This window comes from Planococcus salinarum (assembly GCF_007004625.1).
GTDB classification, from domain to species: domain Bacteria; phylum Bacillota; class Bacilli; order Bacillales_A; family Planococcaceae; genus Planococcus; species Planococcus salinarum.
In genome coordinates, this window is sequence record NZ_VIFV01000033.1 from 1 (window position 1) to 23,950 (window position 23,950).

The 23,950-nt window shown below is 46.9% G+C and carries 21 protein-coding genes and 1 tRNA gene; 21 read left to right on the forward strand and 1 reads right to left on the reverse strand.

Annotated elements, in window-relative coordinates:
* Positions 1-381 precede the first annotated feature (381 nt).
* Positions 382-1,308, forward strand: a complete 927-nt coding sequence (locus tag DIJ65_RS14310) for a nuclease-related domain-containing protein (RefSeq protein ID WP_117303338.1) — start codon at positions 382-384, stop codon at positions 1,306-1,308.
* A 226-nt stretch (positions 1,309-1,534) separates the two neighbouring features.
* On the opposite strand, the gene DIJ65_RS14315 is transcribed toward DIJ65_RS14310, so the two are convergent.
* Complete coding sequence (locus DIJ65_RS14315) at positions 1,535-1,936, reverse strand: YslB family protein (RefSeq protein ID WP_117303340.1); 402 nt, start codon at positions 1,934-1,936, stop codon at positions 1,535-1,537.
* A gap of 203 nt (positions 1,937-2,139) precedes the next feature.
* Here DIJ65_RS14315 and DIJ65_RS14320 point away from each other — a divergent pair, with 203 nt between their 5' ends.
* From DIJ65_RS14320 to DIJ65_RS14415, 20 genes are all read left to right on the forward strand, one after another.
* Positions 2,140-2,748 (forward strand): succinate dehydrogenase cytochrome b558 subunit, encoded by a 609-nt coding sequence (locus tag DIJ65_RS14320; protein ID WP_071151809.1) that lies wholly within the window; start codon positions 2,140-2,142, stop codon positions 2,746-2,748.
* Positions 2,749-2,793: 45 nt separating this feature from the next.
* Positions 2,794-4,542, forward strand: a complete 1,749-nt coding sequence (gene sdhA / locus DIJ65_RS14325; protein ID WP_117303342.1) for a succinate dehydrogenase flavoprotein subunit — start codon at positions 2,794-2,796, stop codon at positions 4,540-4,542.
* A gap of 33 nt (positions 4,543-4,575) precedes the next feature.
* Positions 4,576-5,343, forward strand: coding sequence for a succinate dehydrogenase iron-sulfur subunit (gene sdhB, locus DIJ65_RS14330; RefSeq protein WP_117303344.1), 768 nt, complete (start codon positions 4,576-4,578; stop codon positions 5,341-5,343).
* Between the two features lie 519 nt (positions 5,344-5,862).
* Positions 5,863-6,330: an acyl-CoA thioesterase gene (locus tag DIJ65_RS14335; RefSeq protein WP_117303346.1), complete on the forward strand. Its 468-nt coding sequence runs from the start codon at positions 5,863-5,865 to the stop codon at positions 6,328-6,330.
* Between the two features lie 75 nt (positions 6,331-6,405).
* Positions 6,406-6,858 (forward strand): MarR family winged helix-turn-helix transcriptional regulator, encoded by a 453-nt coding sequence (locus DIJ65_RS14340; RefSeq protein WP_117303376.1) that lies wholly within the window; start codon positions 6,406-6,408, stop codon positions 6,856-6,858.
* Positions 6,859-6,868: 10 nt separating this feature from the next.
* Entirely contained in the window at positions 6,869-7,678 is an 810-nt protein-coding gene (gene racE / locus DIJ65_RS14345; protein ID WP_117303348.1) for a glutamate racemase, read from the forward strand.
* Positions 7,679-7,755: 77 nt separating this feature from the next.
* Positions 7,756-8,505 carry a ribonuclease PH gene (gene rph, locus DIJ65_RS14350; RefSeq protein WP_117303350.1) on the forward strand — a complete coding sequence of 250 codons (750 nt, stop codon included), beginning with the start codon at positions 7,756-7,758 and terminating at the stop codon, positions 8,503-8,505.
* Entirely contained in the window at positions 8,502-9,101 is a 600-nt protein-coding gene (locus DIJ65_RS14355) for an XTP/dITP diphosphatase (protein ID WP_117303352.1), read from the forward strand. The genes rph and DIJ65_RS14355 overlap by 4 nt, the downstream gene beginning before the upstream one ends.
* Before the next feature lie 146 nt (positions 9,102-9,247).
* Positions 9,248-9,321 (forward strand) — tRNA-Arg (locus DIJ65_RS14360).
* 395 nt (positions 9,322-9,716) lie between these two features.
* Positions 9,717-10,472, forward strand: coding sequence for a potassium channel family protein (locus tag DIJ65_RS14365; protein WP_117303353.1), 756 nt, complete (start codon positions 9,717-9,719; stop codon positions 10,470-10,472).
* A 152-nt stretch (positions 10,473-10,624) separates the two neighbouring features.
* The gene (locus DIJ65_RS14370; RefSeq protein WP_117303355.1) at positions 10,625-11,542 is read left to right on the forward strand and encodes a PhzF family phenazine biosynthesis protein; all 918 of its coding nucleotides are present in this window, start codon (positions 10,625-10,627) and stop codon (positions 11,540-11,542) included.
* A gap of 425 nt (positions 11,543-11,967) precedes the next feature.
* Positions 11,968-12,399, forward strand: a complete 432-nt coding sequence (locus DIJ65_RS14375) for a LysM peptidoglycan-binding domain-containing protein (protein WP_117303357.1) — start codon at positions 11,968-11,970, stop codon at positions 12,397-12,399.
* Between the two features lie 322 nt (positions 12,400-12,721).
* Entirely contained in the window at positions 12,722-13,315 is a 594-nt protein-coding gene (locus tag DIJ65_RS14380) for a YdcF family protein (protein ID WP_117303359.1), read from the forward strand.
* Positions 13,316-13,515: 200 nt separating this feature from the next.
* Positions 13,516-14,493, forward strand: a complete 978-nt coding sequence (locus DIJ65_RS14385) for a tetratricopeptide repeat protein (protein WP_117303360.1) — start codon at positions 13,516-13,518, stop codon at positions 14,491-14,493.
* A gap of 101 nt (positions 14,494-14,594) precedes the next feature.
* The gene (gene tig / locus DIJ65_RS14390) at positions 14,595-15,908 is read left to right on the forward strand and encodes a trigger factor (RefSeq protein ID WP_117303362.1); all 1,314 of its coding nucleotides are present in this window, start codon (positions 14,595-14,597) and stop codon (positions 15,906-15,908) included.
* Between the two features lie 473 nt (positions 15,909-16,381).
* Positions 16,382-17,653 carry an ATP-dependent protease ATP-binding subunit ClpX gene (gene clpX / locus DIJ65_RS14395; protein ID WP_117303364.1) on the forward strand — a complete coding sequence of 424 codons (1,272 nt, stop codon included), beginning with the start codon at positions 16,382-16,384 and terminating at the stop codon, positions 17,651-17,653.
* A gap of 521 nt (positions 17,654-18,174) precedes the next feature.
* The gene (gene lon / locus DIJ65_RS14400) at positions 18,175-20,502 is read left to right on the forward strand and encodes an endopeptidase La (protein WP_117303366.1); all 2,328 of its coding nucleotides are present in this window, start codon (positions 18,175-18,177) and stop codon (positions 20,500-20,502) included.
* Positions 20,499-21,080, forward strand: coding sequence for a ribosome biogenesis GTP-binding protein YihA/YsxC (gene yihA / locus DIJ65_RS14405; protein WP_117303368.1), 582 nt, complete (start codon positions 20,499-20,501; stop codon positions 21,078-21,080). Before lon ends, yihA begins: the two co-directional genes overlap by 4 nt.
* A 569-nt stretch (positions 21,081-21,649) precedes the next feature.
* Entirely contained in the window at positions 21,650-23,023 is a 1,374-nt protein-coding gene (hemA, locus tag DIJ65_RS14410) for a glutamyl-tRNA reductase (RefSeq protein WP_071152346.1), read from the forward strand.
* 84 nt (positions 23,024-23,107) lie between these two features.
* Positions 23,108-23,938 carry a cytochrome C assembly family protein gene (locus DIJ65_RS14415; RefSeq protein ID WP_071152345.1) on the forward strand — a complete coding sequence of 277 codons (831 nt, stop codon included), beginning with the start codon at positions 23,108-23,110 and terminating at the stop codon, positions 23,936-23,938.
* Positions 23,939-23,950: the final 12 nt, after the last annotated feature.

A 23,950-nucleotide genomic window follows, 5' to 3' on the forward strand; every position in this document is an offset into this window, starting at 1 on the left:
GGCTCAAAAGTCTGGTAGCACGTTATGAAACTTTGCGTTATGCATCTTAATTGAACCGCCGTATACCGAACGGTACGTACGGTGGTGTGAGAGGTCGGGAGTTAATCGCTCCCTCCTACTCGATTGGAATCGATCGGGAGATAGGAGTGAATCCTTCAAGTTAACTTTTGCCTGGTGATAAAACCCTTTATTACCTAAGGTCGGGCGGGCCGTGCCCCGCCCACTGGGCAGTCCGCAGGCAGCGGACTGCTTTCCAATCAGGGGTTGAATTTTTGATGGGTGAAAGCTGAAAGTAAGTCGTCTTTCTTCCGTTTAATAATGTTATAATTCAGATAATTACATGGAGAGGTGGAGGTTCGGATAGGGGAGAAGAGTTTGGTGATGTGGGAAGGAGTAAAGCTGTTGATGGAGAGGCTGCCGGAAAGTCATCCGGAGCAAACATATTTAAGAAAAGAGTTTCACCGTTACGAAGCAGGATTGAAAGGCGAGCAGCGCTTGATTGCGAAAATGGTTGAGTTTCATTGGGATGAACCCTTTGAAATTTTGTGGGATGTCGGCTTGAGACTGGGTGACTGGAAAGTGCAAATTGACGGCCTGCTGGTGACCCCGCGCTGCCTCATTATCATCGATTCGAAGAACATCAGTGGCAGGATCCATTTTGATCCGGCGACATCTGAATTTTACCGATTTAATAACGAAGGTGAAAGGAGCGTGTTTGAGAATCCGCTGGTCCAGTTGGCGAAGCATACTCGCTTTTTGGATCTTTGGATGAAACAGAGGAGAATTGCACCTCCCCCGATTGTCGGAGTGGTAGCTTTCACGTCCAGGCATTGTGAATTTATTGCCAAGCCGGCGGATAAGCATATCTGCAAAACTTATCAGGTGGTCGAAGAGCTGTACGGAATTCTTGAGAAGCACGATGTTCCGGCTGACTCCCCTAAGCCGAGCAGGGTGCGGAAATTGATTGAATCAAATAGCCATCCCTATGTGCGGCCGCCGTTATGTGAGTATTACGGGATAGATCCGCGCGATCTGAAGACGGGTGTGAAGTGTGTGGGGTGTGGGAAGATTGCGGTGGAGCGGCTATTTAAAGTCTGGGAATGCAGAGAGTGCGGCCACCGGGATCCTAATGCGCACCAACAAGCTTTGCAGGAGTACTTTGCGTTAGTCAGCAGTGAGATTGATAATAAGGAGTTCAGGCGGTTCAGCGGGATTGAGTCACGTTATGTAGTTTTTAGAATGCTTTCTGATGCTGGACTTGTAACTGAAGGAGCAAGGAAGAATCGCAAATATATCAATGAAGACTAAATCTTTATCTGAAAAACACCTGTTCAAGTAGGTGTTTTTTTATTTATATTAGCAAGAAATTATCGCTGCGCACATAAATGTCTCTCACCGCACATAAATCCGGCTCACCGCACATAACAGCCGCCACCCGCCCACATACTCCAACAACCCCCAAAATCCCCCAAAATCCCCACAAAAAAACCGCCTCCCACACTCCCGGAGACGGCCATTCCACATCCTATTCTGCTCAAACCTGCTCGCGAAGGTCCGTTTTCAGCGTAATCCGCACCATTTTTTTCTTCGGGATCACTTCTTCATATGCTTCTGTTAAAAATCCGCCTATTTTCTGCTTTTGTTGAGCCAGAAATCCGGCTTCGAGTTTGAAACAGCGATTTTCGGTCTTGAATGGGCGAAGCAGGAAAACCATTTCGTCTTTTCCGGATTTTTCTGTCACTAATTCGCCAAATTCAGCCTGCTTGAAAAAATCGGCTGCTTCATCAAGGGAGAAAAGCGGAAATTTGCGTGCCAGTGACTTGCCGGCCCAATACAGGACGTCACTTTCGTGCTTTCCCAGCACATCGGATAATACATAGTCACGAATAATTTCATAGCCAAAATGCTCATTTATTTCAGGTTTTTTTGCCGTCATTACAAACCCACTTTCAATATGGCGAAACCCTATAGGGAATCTGCTGAATTCACGCTTGTTGCCTTGACGCTCAATATTGAGCGGAGTACAATAAATATGTCATATTATTGTATCATGATGTTCCATGCAGTCAACGGATGCTTTCGTAAAATATCGATTGTAGCGTTAACTGCCTTATTAATGTTTTGAGGAGGGTAAAAGTATTGGATAATCGTGAATTTTTATTGCGCAGGTTGCATTCGTTGCTGGGAGTTATTCCAATCGGATTGTTCCTGGTACAGCATTTGTTCATCAACCATTTTGCAACACAAGGTGTCGAAGCATTTAATGCAGCATCCCACTTCATGGCGAATCTTCCATTCGTAATTTTCCTGGAGATTTTCGTTATATATCTGCCGATTATGTATCATGCATTCTACGGTTTATACATAGCGTTCACTTCGAAGAATAATCCAGGGCATTACAGCTATATGCGCAATATGCTTTTTGTTGCTCAGCGTTATACTGGGGTATTCCTTGTAGTCTTCATCGCGTGGCACGTGTTTGAAACACGCTTCCAGGTGGCAATCGGAGCAGCAGAAGCTGATTTCAACATGATGGCCAACATTCTGGATAACCCGTGGATGTTCGCATTCTACGTTGTCGGAGTTCTTGCAGCTACTTTCCACTTCGCGAATGGACTATGGTCATTCCTTGTAACTTGGGGAATCACGCAATCCGAAAAAGCTCAGCGATATTCGACGTACTTCACACTTTTGGTGTTCCTGGTATTGTCAATTATCGGTATCCGCGCTTTATTGGCATTCGTTTAATACGCAATCGATTACTGGTGAATTAAAAGAGGAGTGAATACCAAAATGGCGAAAGGCAAACTAATTATTGTCGGTGGCGGACTTGCCGGTTTGATGGCAGCTGTAAAAGGCGCAGAAGCTGGTGCGCCAATCGATTTATTTTCAATCGTTCCCGTTAAACGATCGCACTCGGTTTGTGCGCAGGGCGGAATCAACGGAGCGGTAAATACAAAAGGTGAAGGCGATTCACCTGATATTCACTTTGACGACACGGTCTACGGTGGCGATTTCCTTGCCAACCAGCGTCCGGTCAAAATGATGGCTGATGCGGCGCCGGCGATCATCCGATTGCTTGACCGCATGGGTGTCATGTTCAACCGTACGCCGGAAGGTCTTCTTGATTTCCGCCGTTTCGGTGGAACGATGCACCACAGAACAGCGTTTGCAGGCGCGACGACTGGCCAGCAATTGCTTTATGCACTTGACGAGCAGGTACGCCGCCACGAAGTAAGCGGTCTCGTAACGAAATATGAAGGCTGGGAATTCCTTGGCCTGATTCTGGATGAAAATGGTGTATCCCGCGGGATCACGGCCCAGAACATGACGACAATGGAAATCCAGGCTTTCCGTGGAGATGCCGTTATCATGGCGACCGGCGGACCGGGAATCATCTTCGGAAAATCGACGAACTCTGTCATTAACACAGGTTCTGCGGCTTCCATCGTTTATCAGCAAGGCGCGTATTACGCAAACGGTGAATTTATCCAGATTCACCCGACTGCCATCCCGGGAGACGACAAGCTGCGCTTGATGTCGGAATCCGCACGTGGTGAGGGTGGACGCATCTGGACTTATAAAGACGGAAAACCTTGGTATTTCCTCGAAGAAAAATATCCGGCTTACGGAAACCTGGTACCCCGTGATATCGCTACACGCGAAATCTTCGATGTCTGCGTTAACCAAAAGCTCGGCATCAACGGTGAGAACATGGTTTATCTCGATCTTTCCCATAAAGACCCGAAAGAATTGGATATCAAACTGGGCGGCATCATCGAGATCTATGAGAAATTCACAGGTGATGATCCTCGCAAAGTACCGATGAAAATCTTCCCGGCAGTCCATTATTCAATGGGCGGCTTATGGGTGGATGACCACCAATTCACCAGCATTCCGGGCGTTCTGGCTGCAGGCGAATGTGATTATTCCCAGCACGGTGCAAACCGTTTGGGCGCAAACTCACTTCTGTCGGCTATTTACGGCGGAATGGTGGCAGGGCCGTATGCTCTTGACTACATCAAAGGCCTTGAAGTTCTTGCGGAAGATATGCCATCTGATATCTTCGACAATGCGGTTGCTGAAGAGCAGCGCAAGTGGGAAGAAATTCTGGCGCTTGATGGAACAGAGAACGCATACGTTCTGCACAAAGAGCTTGGCGAATGGATGACGGATAACGTTACTGTTGTCCGCTACAACGACCGTCTTCAAAAAACGGACGAGAAAATCCAGGAATTGCTTGAGCGTTTCAACAACATCAACATTACAGATACGCAACTTTGGAGCAACCAGGGCGCGATGTTCACACGTCAGCTCAAAAATATGCTACATTTAGCACGAGTAATCACCATTGGGGCGTTGAACCGCAACGAAAGCCGCGGAGCTCATTACAAACCTGATTTCCCGGAACGTAACGATGAAGAATACTTGAAAACGACTATGGCGAAATTCAATGGCTATGACGCACCGATCTTCCATTTCGAAGAAGTCGATACAGGATTGATTCCACCGCGTAAGCGTGATTATTCAGCCAAGGCATAAGTTAACGAGTCAATGAAGGGAGATAGAATTACTATGGGTGAAGCAGCAAAAACGGTAATTTTTGAAATCGAACGCCGCGATTCTACCGAGTCAGAAACGTACTTCGAGAAATTCGAATTGTCATACCGCGCGAACATGAATGTCATTTCGGCATTGATGGAAATCCGCCGCAACCCTGTCAATATGGAAGGGAAGAAAACAACACCTGTAAACTGGGACATGAACTGTCTTGAGGAAGTTTGTGGAGCATGTTCAATGATCATCAACGGCAAAGCGCGCCAGTCGTGTACTGCTCTCGTTGACCAATTGGAACAGCCGATCCGTTTGCAGCCAATGAAAACATTCCCTGTTGTCCGCGACCTTGTCGTTGACCGCAGCCGCATGTTCGATTCATTGAAAAAAGTCAAAGCTTGGGTTCCAATCGACGGAACGCATGATCTTGGCGAAGGTCCACGTATGCCTGAGCGCAAACGCCAATGGGCTTACGAACTTTCAAAATGTATGACTTGCGGTGTCTGCCTTGAAGCATGCCCGAACGTCAACGATAAATCTGATTTCATCGGACCCGCAGCACTTTCCCAGGTTCGCCTGATGAACGCGCATCCGACTGGCTCCATGAACCGTGATGAGCGTCTGAACGCAATCATGGGTGAAGGCGGCCTTGCGAGCTGCGGTAACTCACAAAACTGTGTTGAATCTTGCCCTAAAGGTATTCCTTTGACAACTTCAATCGCAGCGTTGAACCGTGAAACAACAGTTCAAATGTTCCGCAACTTCTTCGGAAGCGACCATGCAGTTTAATCAATAAAGCGAAACCTCCACTTCGGTGGGGGTTTTTTATGTCCACTTTGACTTTTAATTTTCATAGTTAAAATAATGAACTAGCAGCTAAATACCGCTTCGGCGCTATGGACAGTGCAAAGATTATGCTCCTGCGCACTGCTCGTCGCAAAGGAGGCGCCGCAAGTTCATGGCGCATCTTGCCTCCCGCAATAAGCCGAGAAGATCACTCGTCTTATTGCTCCAGCCAGTCCATAGCCGCGCCGGCGCTTAGAGAATAGCCTTAGATATGGAGCAAAACAGCGCAGACGCCCAGGGGACCAAGCGAAGTGCTGAGATCCACTCGGGCGAAGTGAAACGAGACCGAGTTAGCTCAGCGCGAGCCCCCAGGCAAGCGAAGCTGTTTTGCGAAATATCGGTTATTACAGATATAGCAAAAAGTTATCAATACACTCTCTAAAAAATGAAATTATAAGCCTCCCACAACACTTTTTGTTATACTGATAAAATAGAAAGCGATATTTTACTGGAGGCAATAAGATGAAAGCAAACTACATTACAGATTTCGAAGAATGGAAAAAAGAATTTAAATTTTCTGCGCGCGTCCAGGTTCGGTTTTCCGAAACGGATATGTTCGGCCACGTCAATAACACGGTGCCGATCACTTATTTTGAATTTGCGCGGATTGAATACATGAAGGAACTAGGCCTGATGCAGCGCTGGCTCAAAGGGGACGGCGATCTATTCCCGGTCATCGCGGACATCCAGGTCGATTTTACACAGCAGGTCTATTTTGACGAGCTGCTCGATGTCTACGTCAAAATTGCTTCAATCGGGCGGTCGTCGATTGATGTCCATTATTGGGTGGTCAACGCAAAAGAAGAAACGTGCTTTACCGGCCGCGGAGCGATGGTACAGATTTCCAAAGCGACGGGCAAAGGTCATCCGTGGACAGAAGAGGAAAAAGAACTGTTTGGCAGCCGCCAATTAATTTCATCAGAAAATTAAGTCAGTTCTTGCTAAATCAGCATAAAACCTTCAGTATAGAATGTATTAGTTGTATCCAAGGAGTGGACAATGATTATGAATGAGAACACAAATGCCAGCCCCCATGACAAGGAACGGGTAGCCTTCATGGAAAAGGAATTGCGTTATATTTCCGGCATCATCAAGCAAAAAGGACGGGAGATCCTCAATTCCTACACGATTACGCCGCCTCAATTCATCGCGCTGCAATGGCTGTTTGAGCATGGCGATATGACGATCGGCGACCTGTCGAATAAAATGTTTCTTGCTTTCAGCACGACGACAGACCTTGTCGACCGCATGGAGAAGAATGAACTGGTCGTTCGCATCCGGGAAGAACAGGATCGCCGTGTTGTCCGCATCAAGCTTTTGAAGGAAGGCGAGCGGATTATTGAGGAAGTAATCCAGAAACGGCAGGAGTATCTCCAGAACGTTCTGACTGAATTCAGCGAAGAAGAAGTGGAGCAATTTTCATTCCTGTTGGAGAAATTGCACACAAACATGAAATAGGAGCGGAACAATGCTAGCAAATGCGCCAATCGGAGTAATCGATTCCGGAGTCGGAGGACTGACTGTAGCAAAAGAGATTATGCGGCTTCTGCCAAATGAAAAAGTGCTGTATATCGGCGACAATGCCAGATGTCCTTACGGGCCGCGGTCACAGTCGGAAGTCAGGAAATATACCTGGCAGATGGCGCGTGCGCTGATGAACAAAAACATCAAACTGCTGGTCATTGCCTGCAATACGGCAACCGCCGCAACATTGGATTCCCTGCAGAAAAGTTTGCCCATCCCTGTGATCGGCGTCATTTTTCCCGGGGCCCGCGCAGCGATGAAAGTATCGGTGACAAAGGAAATTGCAGTGCTCGGGACAGAAGGAACAGTCCGGAGCGGCGCATATGAAAATGCGTTGAAATCGTTGGTGTCCTCGTGCCATATCGTCCAACTTGCATGCCCGAAATTCGTTCCGTTGGTCGAAAGTGATGAGTACGAAGGCGAGTTTGCCAGAAAAATGGTGCGGGACACGCTGGGGCAGTTGGACAGCAAATCATTTGATACCGCTATTCTTGGCTGCACGCATTATCCGCTTCTCCAAACTTTCATAGAAGAAAAGTTCGGACCGTCTGTGACCGTTCTGTCTTCCGCTTCCGAAACGGCAAAGGACGTGGAGAACCACCTGCGTTTTCAGAGGATGCTCGCCGATGCGAAACATCCGCCGGTGCATGAGTTTTACACCTCAGGTTCGACTGCCATTTTCGGGACCATCATCGAAAAATGGCTGGAAATCGACAACCCGATTATCCATATCTTGAAATTCCCCCAAACCTGACAGCAAATGCTGTCAGGTTTTTTGTCGCCCGCAAAAAAATATGGTACGCTAATCGAGTAAATACAAGGAGGATATCCATGACAAGAGCAGATGAAAGAAAAGCGGACGAGTTGCGTCCGGTTAAAATGCAAACAGAGTTCCTGATCCACCCGGAAGGTTCTGTCCTGATCACGGTCGGCAAGACAAAAGTGATTTGTACAGCTACGATAGAAGAAAAAGTCCCAGGATTTTTACGGGGGCAGGGAAAAGGCTGGATTACAGCTGAATATGCTATGTTGCCGCGCGCCACAGGCAGCCGGAATCGCCGGGAAGCTTCCGCCGGCAAAATTGGGGGCCGCACGATGGAAATACAGCGCCTCATCGGACGTGCTTTGCGCGCCGTTGTGGATCTTGAAAAATTGGGTGAACGCACGCTCTGGCTTGATTGCGACGTTATCCAGGCAGATGGTGGCACACGTACTGCGTCAATTACAGGTGCGTTCGTCGCAATGGTGATGGCCATCAGCAAGCTGGAACTGACAGCGTTTCCTGTAACGGATTATCTGGCAGCAACAAGCGTCGGCATCACAAAGGACGCGGGCGCCATCCTGGATTTGGACTACGTCGAAGATTCAACCGCTGAAGTGGACATGAATCTCGTCATGACCGGCCAGGGAAATTTTGTTGAATTGCAGGGCACAGGAGAAGAATCGACATTTACACGTGCACAATTGAACGAACTGCTCGATCTCGGGGAGACCGGTATCCGCCAGCTGATCGAAATGCAAAAAGAGATTTTGGGTGAAGCTGCAACGCGAATTGGAGAAGAAACGAGGTCGGAATTATGAAAGAGATAATCATTGCGACTAAAAACAAAGGCAAAGCAAAGGATTTTGAGGAACTGCTGGAACCGATGGGCTACCGCGTGCTGACATTGCATGATGTCGCGCCGCATATGGACGTGGAGGAAACTGGCGAAACGTTTGAAGAGAATGCGATCCTGAAAGCCGAAACGATTGCACAGGAACTTCAAAAAACCGTCATTGCAGATGACAGCGGCCTTGAAATTGATGCACTTGGCGGTGAACCAGGTGTCTATTCGGCCCGTTATTCGGGTGATGAACAGAACGACGAATCCAATATCGATAAAGTGCTCCAAAAATTGGTGCAGGTTCCTGCCGATGAAAAGACAGCGCGTTTCCGCTGTGTCCTGGCGCTGGCATCACCCGGCCAGGAAACAATCCTCTTCGAAGGGACATGTGAGGGCCTGATAACGGATGAACGAAAAGGGGATAACGGTTTCGGCTATGACCCGATCTTTTATGTTCCGTCACTCGAAAAAACAATGGCCGAAATGGAACCTGCCGAAAAAGCCTCCGTGTCACATCGGGGAAATGCTATTCGGGAATTAGGGAAAGTGATGCCGGGACTGTCCGGCAACTGAGCCACAGCAGAATCCAACACGATTTTAATGTTTTTTTAAAATAACGTTGACTTTTCGATAAAAGATTTCTATAATTAAAATTGTCTTTCAAAACAGAATGCATTGTCGGCTGTTCCAGTTCGGTCAAGCATTTATAAGAAAGCCATGTCCCAGTAGCTCAGCTGGATAGAGCAACGCCCTTCTAAGGCGTCGGTCGGGAGTTCGAATCTCTCCTGGGACGTAATTATGGAACTGAAATAGTATCAAATCAACGTATATAAGCAGTAAGGTAAAAGGTCAGGAATAGAACCTGCTCGCTTTTATCCTTAATCTGAACGTTGAGCCGGAAAGCCTCTTGATCTAACCGATCAGGAGGTTTTTTTATGTCCAAAGAAGCGGTGGAATTGATGATTTATTGGAGATTCCAGCAGCAGGGACTGGCGGTCAGGGTGGGAGAATGTATGACTGTTGAAAGTGGAATGTCCATTACTATGTAACAAATGAGGTTAAACAGATATCGTAATCTCTCTTCAATGAGCATGGATTGGAAAATTGGATGAGTTTACAATATTTCTAGATTGTGGAAGATTGTAAAGTTATAATGAAAAATATGACTCATTCAAGGCGGTAAATAGATTGAAAAAACTTCTAATAGCGTATGAAGTATTTATGTTTGTCCTGGTAATCATTTCACTTTTCTTTGCTTTTTCAGATAACACACAGTTGCTGCTATATGACAAAATAATATGGATTATATTTGTTATCGACTACACCTTCCGATTGATTCGTTCGGAAAAGAGATGGACTTATGTAAAATCACATCCTTTCGAGTTGATTGCTATCATTCCTTTAGATTCTATTTTTCGGGCTGCACGCTTTGTGAGGATCTTTCGTATTATAAGACTGTTAGGAATTGGTTCGAGATTTTTAAAGCCAGTTTATAGTATTCTTCAAACCAATGGACTTGATAAATTATTAATAGTGACAATGATCATGCTCTTTTTAATACCGATCCCCATTATATTAGTCGAGCCTGAAATCAATACATTCCCAGACGCGCTGTGGTGGGCTATTGTAACAACTACAACAGTGGGATACGGCGACATCTCGCCAACAACCGGCTTGGGCAGAATGCTGGCAGTCGTTCTTATGCTGGTAGGAATCGGGATAATCGGAACGTTCACCAGTGCCATCACGAGCTACTTCAGTAAAGAGAAAGAGCAGACGAATGATAAGCAGGTTTTGCAGGTAATCCAGGCAATTGAAGATTTGGAGCACTTCACTGACGACGATGCTGAATTGATTCAGCTTTACATGAAGCGGAAGTGTAAAGATACTAGTGATGAAGTAGAGGAAAAAGAATATACTCATAGCTTTGAACTGAAGCCCTGATCGGGATAATCCATCGCTAAATGGTATAATTAAACAGAATAATGATATTCCTTTAAAATCCAGGTGAACACTGGCAGCATTGTTTTATTTAAGGTCCCACCAAAAACGATGCAAACCGGTTTACTGAAAACCAATCGGTAAGGAGGATGACGATGAAAACCTTGCAATATACTTTGGCAGATGTATTTACTGAAGTTCCTTTTGGCGGCAACCAGTTGGCGGTTGTGGAAGGACGGGATGATTTAACTGGAGAAGCGATGCAGAAAATCGCCCGGGAACTGAATCTTTCTGAAACAGTGTTTGTCTTTCCACCGGCTAAAGAAGGAAACGTCATGCAGTTGCGGATTTTCACACCGCAGATGGAGCTGCCGATGGCGGGGCATCCGACTATCGGAGCGGCGTTTGTTTTGGCTTCTTCCGGAGCGGTGCCTGCAGAAGAAGGCCCCAACGAGTGGGTGCTCGAAGAACAGGTCGGAGAAATCCCGGTAACCGTTCATAAGGAAGAGGGGCAGATTGTTAAAGTGGAAATGAAGCAGCCCCTGCCCGTCTTCAGCGATGAGTTCCGAAACAGGAGGCTTGCCGCCCAATTGCTTTCGTTGACAGAAGAAGACCTTCTTCCTGATTTTCCGATTCAAACCATTTCTTCGGGTGTTCCTTTTCTGTTCATCCCTTTACGTTCTCTTCAGGCGATTCAGCGAATCCACTTCCGCTTGGATTTGTGGGAACAGCATTTCAGCGGAAATCCTGAAATCCAGCACATTTTCACTTTCACAACAGAAACTGAGAGTCGGCAAGCTGCCGTTCATGCAAGAATGTTCGCGCCGGCCATGGGCATTGCCGAAGATCCCGCAACCGGCGCAGCAAGCGGGCCGCTCGGCGTCTATTTAGTTGAACACAAGGTGCTGCCGAATAATGAGAGTGCCATTCATGCCATTCGAAGCGAACAAGGCTATGAAATGGGACGTCCCAGCTCTATCGATATTACGGTAAGCGGCAACAGCAGCAGAATCGAAGGTGTGAAAATCGGGGGTACAGCAGTCATCATCGGGAAAGGGCAGTTATTCATATAGAAAAAGCTGTTGCGATTCAGTTATGTTTGCTCCTGTATTGCAGGAAGTTTGAATCGCTCCTGATACGCAATTAGTCTAATAGTTGAAATGTTCTATGCAAGCTTAAAAGCGCTGAATCGTGATTATGACGATTCAGCGCTTTTTACATATTTATCCCTCTTAAGAAAGCCAGCGTGGCTGCTTTCAAACAATGAAAATAAGATTGAGAAAAAGATCTTTATTCTAATGTATGTCGGGAAAAATTTTAGTAAGATTACTTATCAAATATTAATTCAGGAGGAGATATTATCAAAAAACGTTCAATTATTCCAGCTTCAGCACTAGCATTTGGTCTTGCACTCGGTTCATTTGGATTAACGGCTCAAGCAGAAACAGTTACCGTTCAAGCTGGAGATACCTTATGGGGAATCGCTCAAGAATACAACATGACAGTGAATGAACTGCAAGAATTGAAACCGACTTTGAATCCTTACACACTTCAAATCGGAACAGAAATAGTTATTAGCAGCGAGAACAATAATTCCCATGGCTCAGTCGAAGAATTCCACATGGTGCAACCGGGTGAAACGCTTTACAGCATTGCGAACCTTCATGAAGGCGTGACGCTTGATGACCTGTACGACTGGAACCCGGGAATCGACGCATACAACCTGCAGATTGGATCGGAAGTCCGTGTACAGGCACCGGACTATAATTCCGTAGAAACATTCCACATGGTGCAACCGGGTGAAACGCTTACCAGCATTGCGAACCTGCATGAAGGCGTGACGCTTGATGACCTGTACAACTGGAACCCGGGAATCGATCCGTATAATCTTCAAATCGGATCGGAAGTCCGAGTGGCAGCACCTCAGTAATTCAAATCTTTAGCCGCAGTATATTTTGAACAGAATCACGTAAAAGGATCTCTTTAGTATCCTGAAAGGCGCAGCCGCCGAACTGGCTGCGCCTTTTTTCTGTTTAAGAAAAGGGAGTCTATTCCGGACAAAGAAGCATCTTTCTTTCGACGGGCTGAAGTCAGAGAATGAATTTTTGCTTAGACAAGTCAAATGCAAAAATAAAATATAATTTTTTCCTGAAAATTACTCTGTTTGTTGCATTTATTTGATAGACTATCCTAGGAATAAAAAACTCCGATACATATACCGGACAGATTAAACATAAAAGGATGATAGGCAATTGATCAAAAAATATACTGTTAAAATCATTATGGCTACATTGGTTTTTCTGGTTGCATTCAGCGGCTTTTCCGCTTACGATATCTGGACGTATGCCAAGACATCTGAATTGGTGAAGGCGGACGCAGCAATCGTGCTGGGCACAGCGGTGTGGGAAGGCGAACCATCACCGGTTCTCCGCGAACGCATCAACCACGCAATCTGGCTGTACGAAAATGATTACGTCGAGATGATCATCTTTACCGGCGGGAAGACAAATGGCTCACAGATCGCCGAAGCGGCTGTTTCAAAAAATTATGCGGTCGCCCAGGGAATTCCACTGAAAGATATCTTGACCGAAGACCGCTCGCTGGTGACGATTGAAAACTTCCGTTACGTCTCGGAAATGGCAGACCTGCATGAACTTTCGGATTTCCTGGTGGTCAGCGATCCGCTGCACATGAAACGCGCGCTCCAGATGGCGGAAGACACCGGATTTGATGCGTATACTTCTCCGACCACAAGCTCCGAATACAATTCACCGGCTACGATCATCCCGTTTTTCTTCCGGGAAATCGGCGCATATGTGGCTTATACGCTGTCGTTTGCACGCTAAGATTAACAGCTGAGTCTCTTCCTGCCGGGAAGGGGCTTTTATTGTTCATCAATCCGTTCTAAAAGTGTTATAGTAAATTATATGCAAGGAATCGATATTAACCGCGCGGAACACTTCACCACCGGGTAAAAAGGTTTAGATTCCTCTTGATAGGAAATGGTGGTAATGTAATGACAATAACGAGTGGAAGAGGTGATTGAATGCGGAAAAAATACAGGGATCTGAAGCGTAAAGGCAATGTTGTGGTCTTTCCGACAACGATCAACCGGCTGCTGACGGAAGGCATGACGCTTCTTAAGCAGGAGCGTTACGAAGAAGCGCGGGACGGCCTTTACCAGGTGCTTACCTATGAACCCGAACATCCGGCGGCGCTTGGAGCTTATTCCTACTGCCTCTATGAGCTTGGCGATTACGAAGAAGCGCTGGAAGTTTGCCGGGAACTTTTGAAAGTCGGACCGATTCATTACCTCGAGACGATGGAACTATACATAAGCATTCTCATGCAGGTCCGTGAATTTGAAGAAGCGGAGCGGGTAATCGAAGCCCTGATCGACGAAAAGGTTCTGCCGGAAGAACGGCTGGAACAATTCCAGCTGCTGCGGGACCTGAACGACCGCATCGCTTCAAAATCGATTGAAAGGATCGATGCCGAGCAATATACGCCGGAAGTCTTTTTGACATTGAACCCGTATGAGCAGGAACGCAGAGTGATGGAGTTGCCGCCGTCGTCGTTCAAACCGCTGAAAAACAAATTGCTTGCTCTCGTTGAACATCCGGACATCGATCTGCTGGCAAAAACCTACATATTATTCATCATGCAGCAGGAAGGGATACAGGCAAGGTTCCAAATACATAAGTTTCATTATTTTGGTGAATTCAATATTCTCGACCTGTCCGATCCCCAGGAAAGCCCGCTCGTCAATGAAATAAAAGGGATCTTCGCGGAAGAGCTGGCGAAAGATCCCACCCGTCTCGAAATGGCGAATGAACTTTTCGAACGGCATGTCTATCTTTTTTATCCGTTCCTGATGGATGACTACGAACCGAAAGAAGTGGCGGAAGCGTATCTGTCCTATCTCGATTTCCTGTTCACTGGTGAGACCGACCAGGCAGGCGATGCAGATCTGCAAAATCTCATAATACGGGCCGAAATGTGGTTTGAAACGCGTAACGGATAGAAATAGTTGAACCTCGTATCAGGTGTGATATAATATTGAAGTTGTCAAAATTCGTATAAACGTATGAATGACTTTGTAAAAAATGTTTGGAGGGCTTATATATGTCAGCAAAATGGGAAAAGCAAGAAGGTAACACAGGAACACTTACAATCGAAGTTCCAGCAGAAGAAGTAAACGCCGGACTGGATAAAGCGTTCAAGAAAGTAGTAAAAGAAATCAACGTACCAGGATTCCGCAAAGGGAAAATGCCGCGCCAAATGTTCGAAAAACGTTTCGGTGTAGAATCCCTTTACCAGGATGCTATCGACTTCATCTTGCCGGATGCTTACGCAAACGCAGTTGAAGAAGCGGGGATCAACCCGGTTGACCGCCCTGAAATCGATATTGAAACCATCGAAAAAGGCCAGCCGCTTGTATTCACTGCCAAAGTAACGGTTAAACCGGAAGTTGAACTGGGCGAATACAAAGGCCTTGAAGTTTCAAAACCTGAAACTGAAGTAACAGATGAAGAAATCGAAAGCAAATTGAAAGAGAACCAGGAACGTCTCGCTGAACTTGCTGTCAAAGAAGACGAAGCGATCGTTGAAGGCGATACTGCCATCATCGACTTTGAAGGATTTGTCGACGGTGAAGCTTTTGAAGGCGGAGCTGGAAGCGACTATTCTCTTGAAATCGGCTCGAACTCGTTCATCCCTGGCTTTGAAGAGCAATTGGTAGGCGTAAAATCAGGCGAAGAAAAAGAAGTCGAAGTAACTTTCCCTGAAGAATACCACGCTGCTGAACTTGCAGGAAAAGCTGCAACTTTCAAAGTGAAAGTGAACGAAGTGAAAGGGAAAGAACTTCCTGAAATGGACGATGACTTTGCAAAAGAAGTTGACGCTGAAGTTTCGAGCCTTGATGAGCTTCGCACGAAAATGAAAGAAGCGGCTGCAGCTGAAAAAGCATCAAATGCTGACGCTGCAGTACGTGATGAGTTGGTACAAAAAGCGGCTGAAAACGCTAAAATTGACATCCCGCAGGCAATGATCGATTCAGAAATGGATCGCATGATGCAGGACTTCGAACAGCGCTTGACGCAACAGGGCATGAACCTTGAGCTTTACTTCCAGTTCTCTGGACAGGACGAAGCAGCTCTTCGCGAGCAGATGAAAGGCGACGCTGAAACGCGTACACGCGTTTCATTGACACTTGAAGCAATTGCAGAAGCTGAGAACATGGAAGTCACTTCTGAAGATATCGACAAAGAACTTCAGAAGATGTCAGGCCAGTTCAACATGGATGTCGAGCAGATCAAAGCTGCACTTGGCGGCACTGAAATGCTTGAAAATGATATCCGTATGCAAAACACTGTTGAATTCCTTCTGGAAAACGCAAACATTACTACAGAAGTGAGCAACCCGGAAAGCGCTGAATAAGCTTTTTAATACAATCCAACAGAAACAAGGCGCGGAGACGCGCCTTGTTTTCGCTACATAGAAGATGAGTAAAAAACACATATATAAGTTGAACAATAGAAATATCTATTTTATACCGCTTCGGCGCTTAGAGAATAGCTTAGGTGTAGAAAATAACTAAGATATGGAGCAAAACAGCGAAGTGTTGGTCGAAGGTAGTTCGGCCGACACTTTGCGACGAAGCAGCGCAGCGATGCAGGAGCACGGGTTTTGGTTAGTTTTACGAGCCCCCGGCAGTCGACACCGCGACGTCCTGTCGCGCTGACTGCATGACCCACATCCTGTGGGCCCGCAAGCGAAGCTGTTTTGCGGAGTATCGGATATCAAGGATTATTAGTTCAACTCACATAGAGCCTTGCAGCTCCATAGAATCTAAATAGTTGCTCAAACCACTGGAATCTTGTAATATTATGGCTTGAATAGGGGTGAATACATTGTTCAAATTTAATGACGAAAAAGACCATCTTAAATGTTCATTCTGTGGAAAACCACAAGAACAGGTTCGTAAACTGGTTGCAGGACCGGGTGTATATATTTGTGACGAATGTATTGAGCTTTGTACGGAAATCGTAGAAGAAGAGCTTGGTACGGAAGAAGCAGTGGAATTCAAGGAAGTGCCTAAACCGAAGGAAATCATGGATATCCTTGGCGGCTATGTAATCGGTCAGGACAAAGCGAAAAAATCGCTGGCAGTAGCAGTCTACAACCATTACAAGCGCGTCAATTCGCAGAGCAAGATCGACGATGTCGAACTTTCGAAATCGAATATCGTATTGATCGGCCCTACAGGGAGCGGTAAAACCTTATTGGCGCAAACATTGGCCCGCATCCTTAACGTACCGTTCGCTATTGCGGATGCAACATCTCTGACGGAAGCCGGCTATGTCGGTGAAGATGTCGAGAACATCCTGTTGAAACTTATCCAGGCAGCGGATTATGACGTGGACCGCGCTGAAAAAGGCATCATTTATATCGATGAAATCGATAAAGTGGCCCGTAAATCCGAGAACCCGTCAATCACGCGCGACGTTTCGGGTGAAGGGGTTCAGCAGGCGTTGCTGAAAATTCTTGAAGGCACGACTGCGAGCGTTCCACCTCAGGGCGGACGCAAGCATCCTCATCAGGAATTCATCCAAATTGACACGACAAATGTCCTGTTCATCGTGGGTGGAGCCTTTGACGGAGTCGACCAGATCATCAAACGCCGTCTCGGCAATAAAATCATCGGTTTCGGTGCAGATCCGAACAAAGAGGAAGTTGATGACAAATCATTGCTCAGCCAATTGATTCCTGAAGACTTGCTTAAATTCGGTCTGATTCCGGAGTTCATCGGCCGTCTACCAGTATTGGCGAGCCTTGAACAGCTTGATGAAAGTGCATTGGTGCAAATTCTGACAGAACCGAAGAATGCCCTGATCAAGCAATACCAGAAAATGATGGAGCTTGACGGCGTAACATTGACGTTTGAAGACGAAGCACTTGTAGAAATCGCAAAACTTGCGATTGTACGCAAAACAGGTGCCCGCGGATTGCGCTCAATTATCGAGAACATCATGCTTGATGTAATGTTCGACTTGCCTTCGCGTGAAGACATTGTGGAATGCATTATTACAAAAGAGACAATAGCCGATAAAGTTCAGCCGAAACTCATGTTGGAAGATGGCACAGAATACATTGCAGATAATAATGAGAAGACATCCGCATAATTTCGGATGAAATGGGCTGACTCAGATTGTGCACATCCGCGCGGTCTGAGCTCAGTCCATTTTTTTGGCTTTTATATGGTGTGGAAATGTTAATAATCGATATTCCGCAAACCAGCTTCGAAGACATTAGCCGAAGCATGCGAGGCTAAGTCTTTGCGACGAAGCAGCGCAGCGATGCAGGAGCACCTGAAAGGGCACGCACTTCGTCGAAACGACGTTGGAAAGCCAACGCCGTTTCTGTCTCTGCATCGCTTCGCTAGCTTCGAGACATGAAAAGCGTTGCTCCCCTGGGCGTCTTCGCTGGTTTGCTCCATATCTCTAAAAATTTCTCTTAGCGCCAGCGCGCCAACGGACTGAGCGGAGTAATAAGACGAGTGTTCTTCTCGGCTTATTGCGGGAGCTTTGTCCATAGCGCTGAAGCGTTATATATGCGAATACTTTAATCAAATGAAGTTATTAATTTTAATATTTAATTTGTTCGATTTTATTTATTGATATAAACTCCCGGAGGTGGCTGTGAAATGGCTAAGAAGAAAGTTACAAAACGAGTGCCTGTATTGCCGCTGCGCGGACTGCTGGTATTCCCGACGATGGTTTTGCATATTGATGTCGGACGCGAGCGTTCGGTGGCTGCTTTGGAACAGGCATTGCTGGAAGATAATATTATATTCCTGGCTACACAGAAAGACATCAGTGTCGAGCAGCCGGAAAAGGAAGATCTTCAGAAAATCGGTACACTGGCATATGTGAAGCAGATGCTGAAATTGCCGAACGGCACCATCCGTGTCCTGGTCGAAGGGCTGGAGCGCGGACAGTGGAAATCGTATGAGGATGAGGAAAAATTCCCGGTTGTTGAAGTGACTTCATTCCCTGATGAGGAAGAAAAGGATGCTGAGCAGGATGCGCTGATGCGCCTGTTGCTTGAGCACTTTGAGAAGTATTCAAAAGCCTCGAAAAAGGTTACAAATGAAACCTACAAGACGGTTGCGGATATCGAAGAGCCCGGCCGCCTGGCGGATATGATAGCTTCACATCTGCCACTCAAAATGGCCGGCAAGCAGGAGATTCTTGAAACTTTTGATATCAGCAAGCGTCTCGAAATGCTGATTGGCCGGTTGCACAACGAACAGGAAGTCCTCGATTTGGAGAAGCGCATCAATCAGCGGGTCAAAAAAGCGATGGAGCAGACGCAAAAGGAATTTTACTTGCGCGAGCAGATGAAAGCGATCCAGTCGGAGCTTGGCGACAAAGACGGCAAAACCGGCGAAATTTCCGATTTGAAAAAACGGATTGATGCAGCAGGCATGCCGGAGTCAACGAAGAAAGTGGCGTTGAAAGAACTGGACCGTTACGAAAAACTGCCTTCCGCAGCTGCGGAAAGCGGCATTATCCGCAATTACATCGAGTGGCTGGTAACGATTCCGTGGTCGGAAAAAACAGAAGACCGTCTCGATATCAAGTATGCCGAAGAAGTGTTGAACCGCGACCATGATGGACTGGAAGACGTCAAAGAACGTGTTCTTGAGTATCTGGCTGTGCAGCAGATGACCAAGTCCTTGCGTGGGCCGATTCTTTGTCTGGTCGGACCGCCGGGCGTCGGGAAAACGTCGCTCGCGAAATCGATTGCCGATTCGCTTGACCGGAATTTTGTCCGCATTTCCCTCGGCGGCGTCCGTGACGAATCGGAAATCCGTGGCCACCGCCGTACGTATGTCGGCGCTATGCCGGGCCGTATTATCCAGGGGATGAAGAAAGCGGGTACGGTCAATCCGGTATTCCTGCTGGATGAAATCGAGAAGATGTCGAATGACTTCCGGGGAGATCCGTCTTCCGCAATGCTGGAAGTGCTGGATCCCGAACAGAATAATTCGTTCAGCGATCATTATATTGAAGAAACCTATGACCTTTCGAATGTGCTTTTCATTGCGACAGCAAATGATCTGAGTACGATTCCTGGACCTTTGCGCGACCGGATGGAAGTGATTTCGATTGCGGGCTATACAGAAGCGGAAAAAACGCAGATTGCGAAGAACCATTTGGCGCCGAAACAATTGGATGAGCACGGATTGACATCCGAGCAGCTGCAGTTTACCGACGAGGCTCTGTTGGCCATCGTCCGTTATTATACGCGCGAAGCGGGAGTCCGCGGACTTGAGCGCCAACTGGCTTCGATTTGCCGGAAAGTGACCAAGCAGATTATCTCGAAAGAAAAGGAATCTGTGGAAGTGACCGAAAAAGAAGCCGAAGAGTATTTGGGCAAACGCAAATTCCGGTACGGCATGGCTGAATCGGAAAACCAGATCGGCGTCGCAACCGGCCTTGCCTACACGAGCACAGGTGGCGATACGCTGCAGATTGAAGTGTCGTTGTCACCGGGCAAAGGCAAATTGCAATTGACCGGTAAACTGGGAGACGTCATGAAAGAATCGGCGCAGACGGCGTTGTCGTTTGTGCGTTCACGTGCCGAATCACTCGGCCTGGACCCGAATTTCCATGAATCCCATGACATCCACATACACGTTCCCGAAGGGGCAGTTCCAAAAGACGGCCCTTCGGCGGGTGTAGCCATCGCGACGGCATTGGTCTCATCACTTTCAAAACGGCCGATTCGCCGCGAAGTTGGAATGACCGGCGAAATTACATTGCGCGGACGCGTCCTGCCGATCGGCGGCGTGAAAGAAAAAACTTTAAGCGCGCACCGTGCAGGACTGACGACAATTATTCTTCCGAAGGATAACGAACGCGATATTGAAGACATCCCGGATACAGTGCGTGAACAATTGACGTTCAAATTTGTATCCCAGGCAGACGAAGCGCTCCAAATCGCTTTAGAAGGAGTAAACGAATGAAAGTAAATAATGTAGAATTAGTAATCAGTGCCGTCCGTCCGGATCAGTATCCGGAGGATGGCCTGCCGGAATTCGCGTTGGCGGGACGTTCCAACGTCGGCAAATCGTCGTTCATCAACAAAATGATCGGCCGCAAAAGCATGGCGCGTATTTCATCAAAACCCGGCAAAACACAGACGCTGAATTTTTACAAAATCGAAGAAAAGCTTTTCTATGTCGATGTTCCCGGCTATGGCTATGCCAAAGTTTCCAAGTCGGAACGTGAAGCATGGGGCAAGATGATCGAACGCTATATCACAGACCGCGAACCATTGCGTGCCGTGATCCAGATTGTCGACCTGCGCCATCCGCCGAGCCGCGACGATGTGGCGATGTACGATTTCATGAAGCATTTCGGCATTCCGTGCCTCATCATCGCGACGAAAGCGGACAAGATTCCAAAAGGCAAATGGGATAAGCACAAAAAAATCGTCCGCGATACACTGGAGATGGAAAAGACTGATCCGTTAATCATCTTTTCTTCCGAAACAGGACTCGGCAAAGACGAAGCCTGGAAAGAAATCGAAAGCAGAATGTAAGAAGGGAGCGCAGCTGAGGCTGCGCTTTTTTTAGTTATAAGTGAGTTGAGCTTAAATAACCGATATTCCGCAAAACAGCTTGCTTGCCTGGGGGCTCGCGCTGAGCTAACTCGGTCTCGTTGCACTTCGCCCGAGTGGATCTCAGCACTTCGCTTGGTCCCCTGGGCGTCTGCGCTGTTTTGCTCCATATCTTAGAGACTCGCTCAGCCATAGTTACTTCACCAGCGCCGGCGCGGCTCAGGACTGGGCGAAGCAATAAGACGAGTGCTCTTCTCGGCTTATTGTGGGAGCCTTGTCCAAAGCGCCGAAGCGACATATAAAAGTGTTCTTACTTTAATTCAACATAATTTCAAATGACTCTTATTTTTATGAGGAACACTCAAGTTAACTGACAAATTCGAATACAAGCGTAATCCTTGTTCTGCAATATCGCCAATGCTAGAATTAGTTTATAATTATTACAAATAAACATACTTCATTGCTTGTTCACAATTTCAAAGGCTTATAATCCTTTGGAAGTGGTATACTTATTTATATGAAATATGGAACGTGAAAGGTGTTTTGAACCCATGCATACTTTAGTAGTCGGGGTGAATTACCGATCTGCACCTGTTGAGATCCGTGAGAAATTGTCGTTTATCGAAAACGAACTTCCACAGGCGATGCAGGCTTTGAATAAACAAAAAAGCATATTGGAGAATGTCATCGTATCGACGTGCAACCGCACGGAGATCTACGCGGTGGTCGACCAGCTCCATACCGGCAAATACTATGTGAAGCAATTCCTGGCGGATTATTTTGATATTCCGCAGGAGACGTTTTCGCAGTATTTATTTGTCCATGAACAAGATGAGGCGGTTGAGCACCTTTTCCGTGTGACTGCCGGGATTGATTCGATGGTGCTCGGCGAAACTCAGATTCTTGGCCAGGTAAAAGGAAGCTTCCTTGCCGGACAGGAAATCGGGACAACCGGTACAGTTTTCAACCAATTGTTCAAGCAGGCAGTGACGCTTGCAAAACGGGCGCATTCGGAAACGGCGATCGGCGAAAACGCCGTATCGGTTTCCTATGCGGCAGTTGAACTGGGCAAGAAAATCTTCGGTACATTGAAGAACAAGCACGTTGTCATTTTGGGCGCCGGTAAAATGGGCGAACTCGCGATCAAGAATCTGCAGGGCAGTGGTGCCGACCGCATCACGGTCATCAACCGCACATTCGAAAAAGCGGAAGTGCTGGCTGAAAAATTCGGCGGCAAAGCGAAACCGTTAAGTGAACTGCAGTGTGCGCTGTTGGATGCGGATATTCTTATTTCGTCGACAGGGGCACAAGATTTCGTCATCGACCTGGAATTGATGCAATTCGTGGAGAAACTGCGCAAAGGCAAGCCGCTATTCCTTGTGGATATTGCGGTGCCGCGTGACATGGACCCGCGCATCGGCGATCTGCCGAATGTCTTCCTATATGACATCGATGATATGCAGGGCATCGTCAACGCCAATCTGGCGGAACGTGAACGTGCGGCCAATCAGATCGTGACGATGATCGACAAGGAAGCGAATCAGTTCAACGACTGGCTGACAACGCTCGGCGTCGTGCCTGTTATTTCGGCTTTGCGTGAAAGAGCGCTTGGCATTCAGTCGGAAACAATGGCGAGCATCGAGAACAAGATGCCGGACCTGACTGAACGTGAAAAGAAAATCCTGAACAAACACACCAAATCGATCATCAATCAATTATTGAAAGAACCGATCTCACAGGCGAAAGAAATGGCCGGTTCCCCGAAATCGCGTGAACAGCTCCAAATGTTCCAGCAGATTTTCGGTATTGAAGATGAAGTGCAAATACAAATCGAGCAGCAGTCGAAAGCTGCGATGGTCAAAGCTGAAAAGGCTGTGGAAGAAAAGCAGCAGAAAAAACAGGAATCACCCGGATACTCATTTTAATCGGTTGAAAAGAGGCGTTTTCGTATCTATATGTTAAAATGTAGATGCGAAGCGCCTTTAACTATGGAAATGAAGGGGAATGGGATGGCTGATATAACAATGGCAAGGCTGCACGAAGCTATGGTTATACTATATGCTGTCAGCCTTGTTTTTTATTTTTTGGATTATGTATATAAAGAGAAAAAAGCTGCACGGATCGCCATGTCGCTGCTTGGAGTCGTATGGCTTCTGCAGACGGTGTTTCTGGTGTTTTATATCATGGAAACAAAAAGGTTTCCGATTCTGACCCTGTTCGAGGGCATTTACTTCTATGCCTGGCTGCTGGTGACAGTGTCGCTGGTGCTGAGGATTTTCTACCGCTTTGATTTTGCGGTATTCCTGATCAATATCATCGGTTTTATCTTCATGACAATCCACACTTTCGCACCGGTGCAGATCGAGCGGTCACCGGTCGGCGAATCACTCGTTTCCGAACTGCTGCTGATTCATATCAGTTTTGCGATCCTGTCCTATGCGGCATTTTCGCTGTCCTTCGTTTTTTCGCTGCTCAATATTCTGCTATACCGCTTGTTGAAGCAGAAAAAATGGACAAAGCAGTGGAGTAGCCTGCCATCACTCGGGCAGACGGAAAAAGGCATGTCGATCTCGATCGGCGTGGGGATTTCCCTCCTGTTCGTATCGCTGGTCCTCGGATTGCAATGGGCGTACATAGCGCTCGTCGAGTTCTCGATTTTCGATCTGAAAATCGTCGGCTCATTTATTCTGTTGGTCGTCTACAGCATCATTCTCTGGCGACACCGCAAGGGCTCGTTGAATGGCATGTCCTATGCACTGGCACATATATACGCATTTTTAGTGCTGCTGATTAATTTCTTTCTCGGCAGCCGTTTATCGGAATTCCATTTTTGGTACTAAAGAAAGGTAGGA

Excerpts from the sequence above, each read along its gene's own strand:
- DIJ65_RS14415 (WP_071152345.1), top strand. The coding sequence starts at position 23,108 with ATGGCTGATATAACAATGGCAAGGCTGCACGAAGCTATGGTTATACTA.
- tig (WP_117303362.1), top strand. The coding sequence starts at position 14,595 with ATGTCAGCAAAATGGGAAAAGCAAGAAGGTAACACAGGAACACTTACA.
- lon (WP_117303366.1), top strand. The coding sequence starts at position 18,175 with ATGGCTAAGAAGAAAGTTACAAAACGAGTGCCTGTATTGCCGCTGCGC.
- DIJ65_RS14355 (WP_117303352.1), top strand. The coding sequence starts at position 8,502 with ATGAAAGAGATAATCATTGCGACTAAAAACAAAGGCAAAGCAAAGGAT.
- DIJ65_RS14370 (WP_117303355.1), top strand. The coding sequence starts at position 10,625 with ATGAAAACCTTGCAATATACTTTGGCAGATGTATTTACTGAAGTTCCT.
- yihA (WP_117303368.1), top strand. The coding sequence starts at position 20,499 with ATGAAAGTAAATAATGTAGAATTAGTAATCAGTGCCGTCCGTCCGGAT.
- sdhA (WP_117303342.1), top strand. The coding sequence starts at position 2,794 with ATGGCGAAAGGCAAACTAATTATTGTCGGTGGCGGACTTGCCGGTTTG.
- sdhB (WP_117303344.1), top strand. The coding sequence starts at position 4,576 with ATGGGTGAAGCAGCAAAAACGGTAATTTTTGAAATCGAACGCCGCGAT.
- DIJ65_RS14340 (WP_117303376.1), top strand. The coding sequence starts at position 6,406 with ATGAATGAGAACACAAATGCCAGCCCCCATGACAAGGAACGGGTAGCC.
- hemA (WP_071152346.1), top strand. The coding sequence starts at position 21,650 with ATGCATACTTTAGTAGTCGGGGTGAATTACCGATCTGCACCTGTTGAG.
- DIJ65_RS14375 (WP_117303357.1), top strand. The coding sequence starts at position 11,968 with ATGACAGTGAATGAACTGCAAGAATTGAAACCGACTTTGAATCCTTAC.
- racE (WP_117303348.1), top strand. The coding sequence starts at position 6,869 with ATGCTAGCAAATGCGCCAATCGGAGTAATCGATTCCGGAGTCGGAGGA.
- DIJ65_RS14315 (WP_117303340.1), bottom strand. The coding sequence starts at position 1,936 with ATGACGGCAAAAAAACCTGAAATAAATGAGCATTTTGGCTATGAAATT.
- rph (WP_117303350.1), top strand. The coding sequence starts at position 7,756 with ATGACAAGAGCAGATGAAAGAAAAGCGGACGAGTTGCGTCCGGTTAAA.
- DIJ65_RS14385 (WP_117303360.1), top strand. The coding sequence starts at position 13,516 with ATGCGGAAAAAATACAGGGATCTGAAGCGTAAAGGCAATGTTGTGGTC.
- DIJ65_RS14310 (WP_117303338.1), top strand. The coding sequence starts at position 382 with ATGTGGGAAGGAGTAAAGCTGTTGATGGAGAGGCTGCCGGAAAGTCAT.
- DIJ65_RS14335 (WP_117303346.1), top strand. The coding sequence starts at position 5,863 with ATGAAAGCAAACTACATTACAGATTTCGAAGAATGGAAAAAAGAATTT.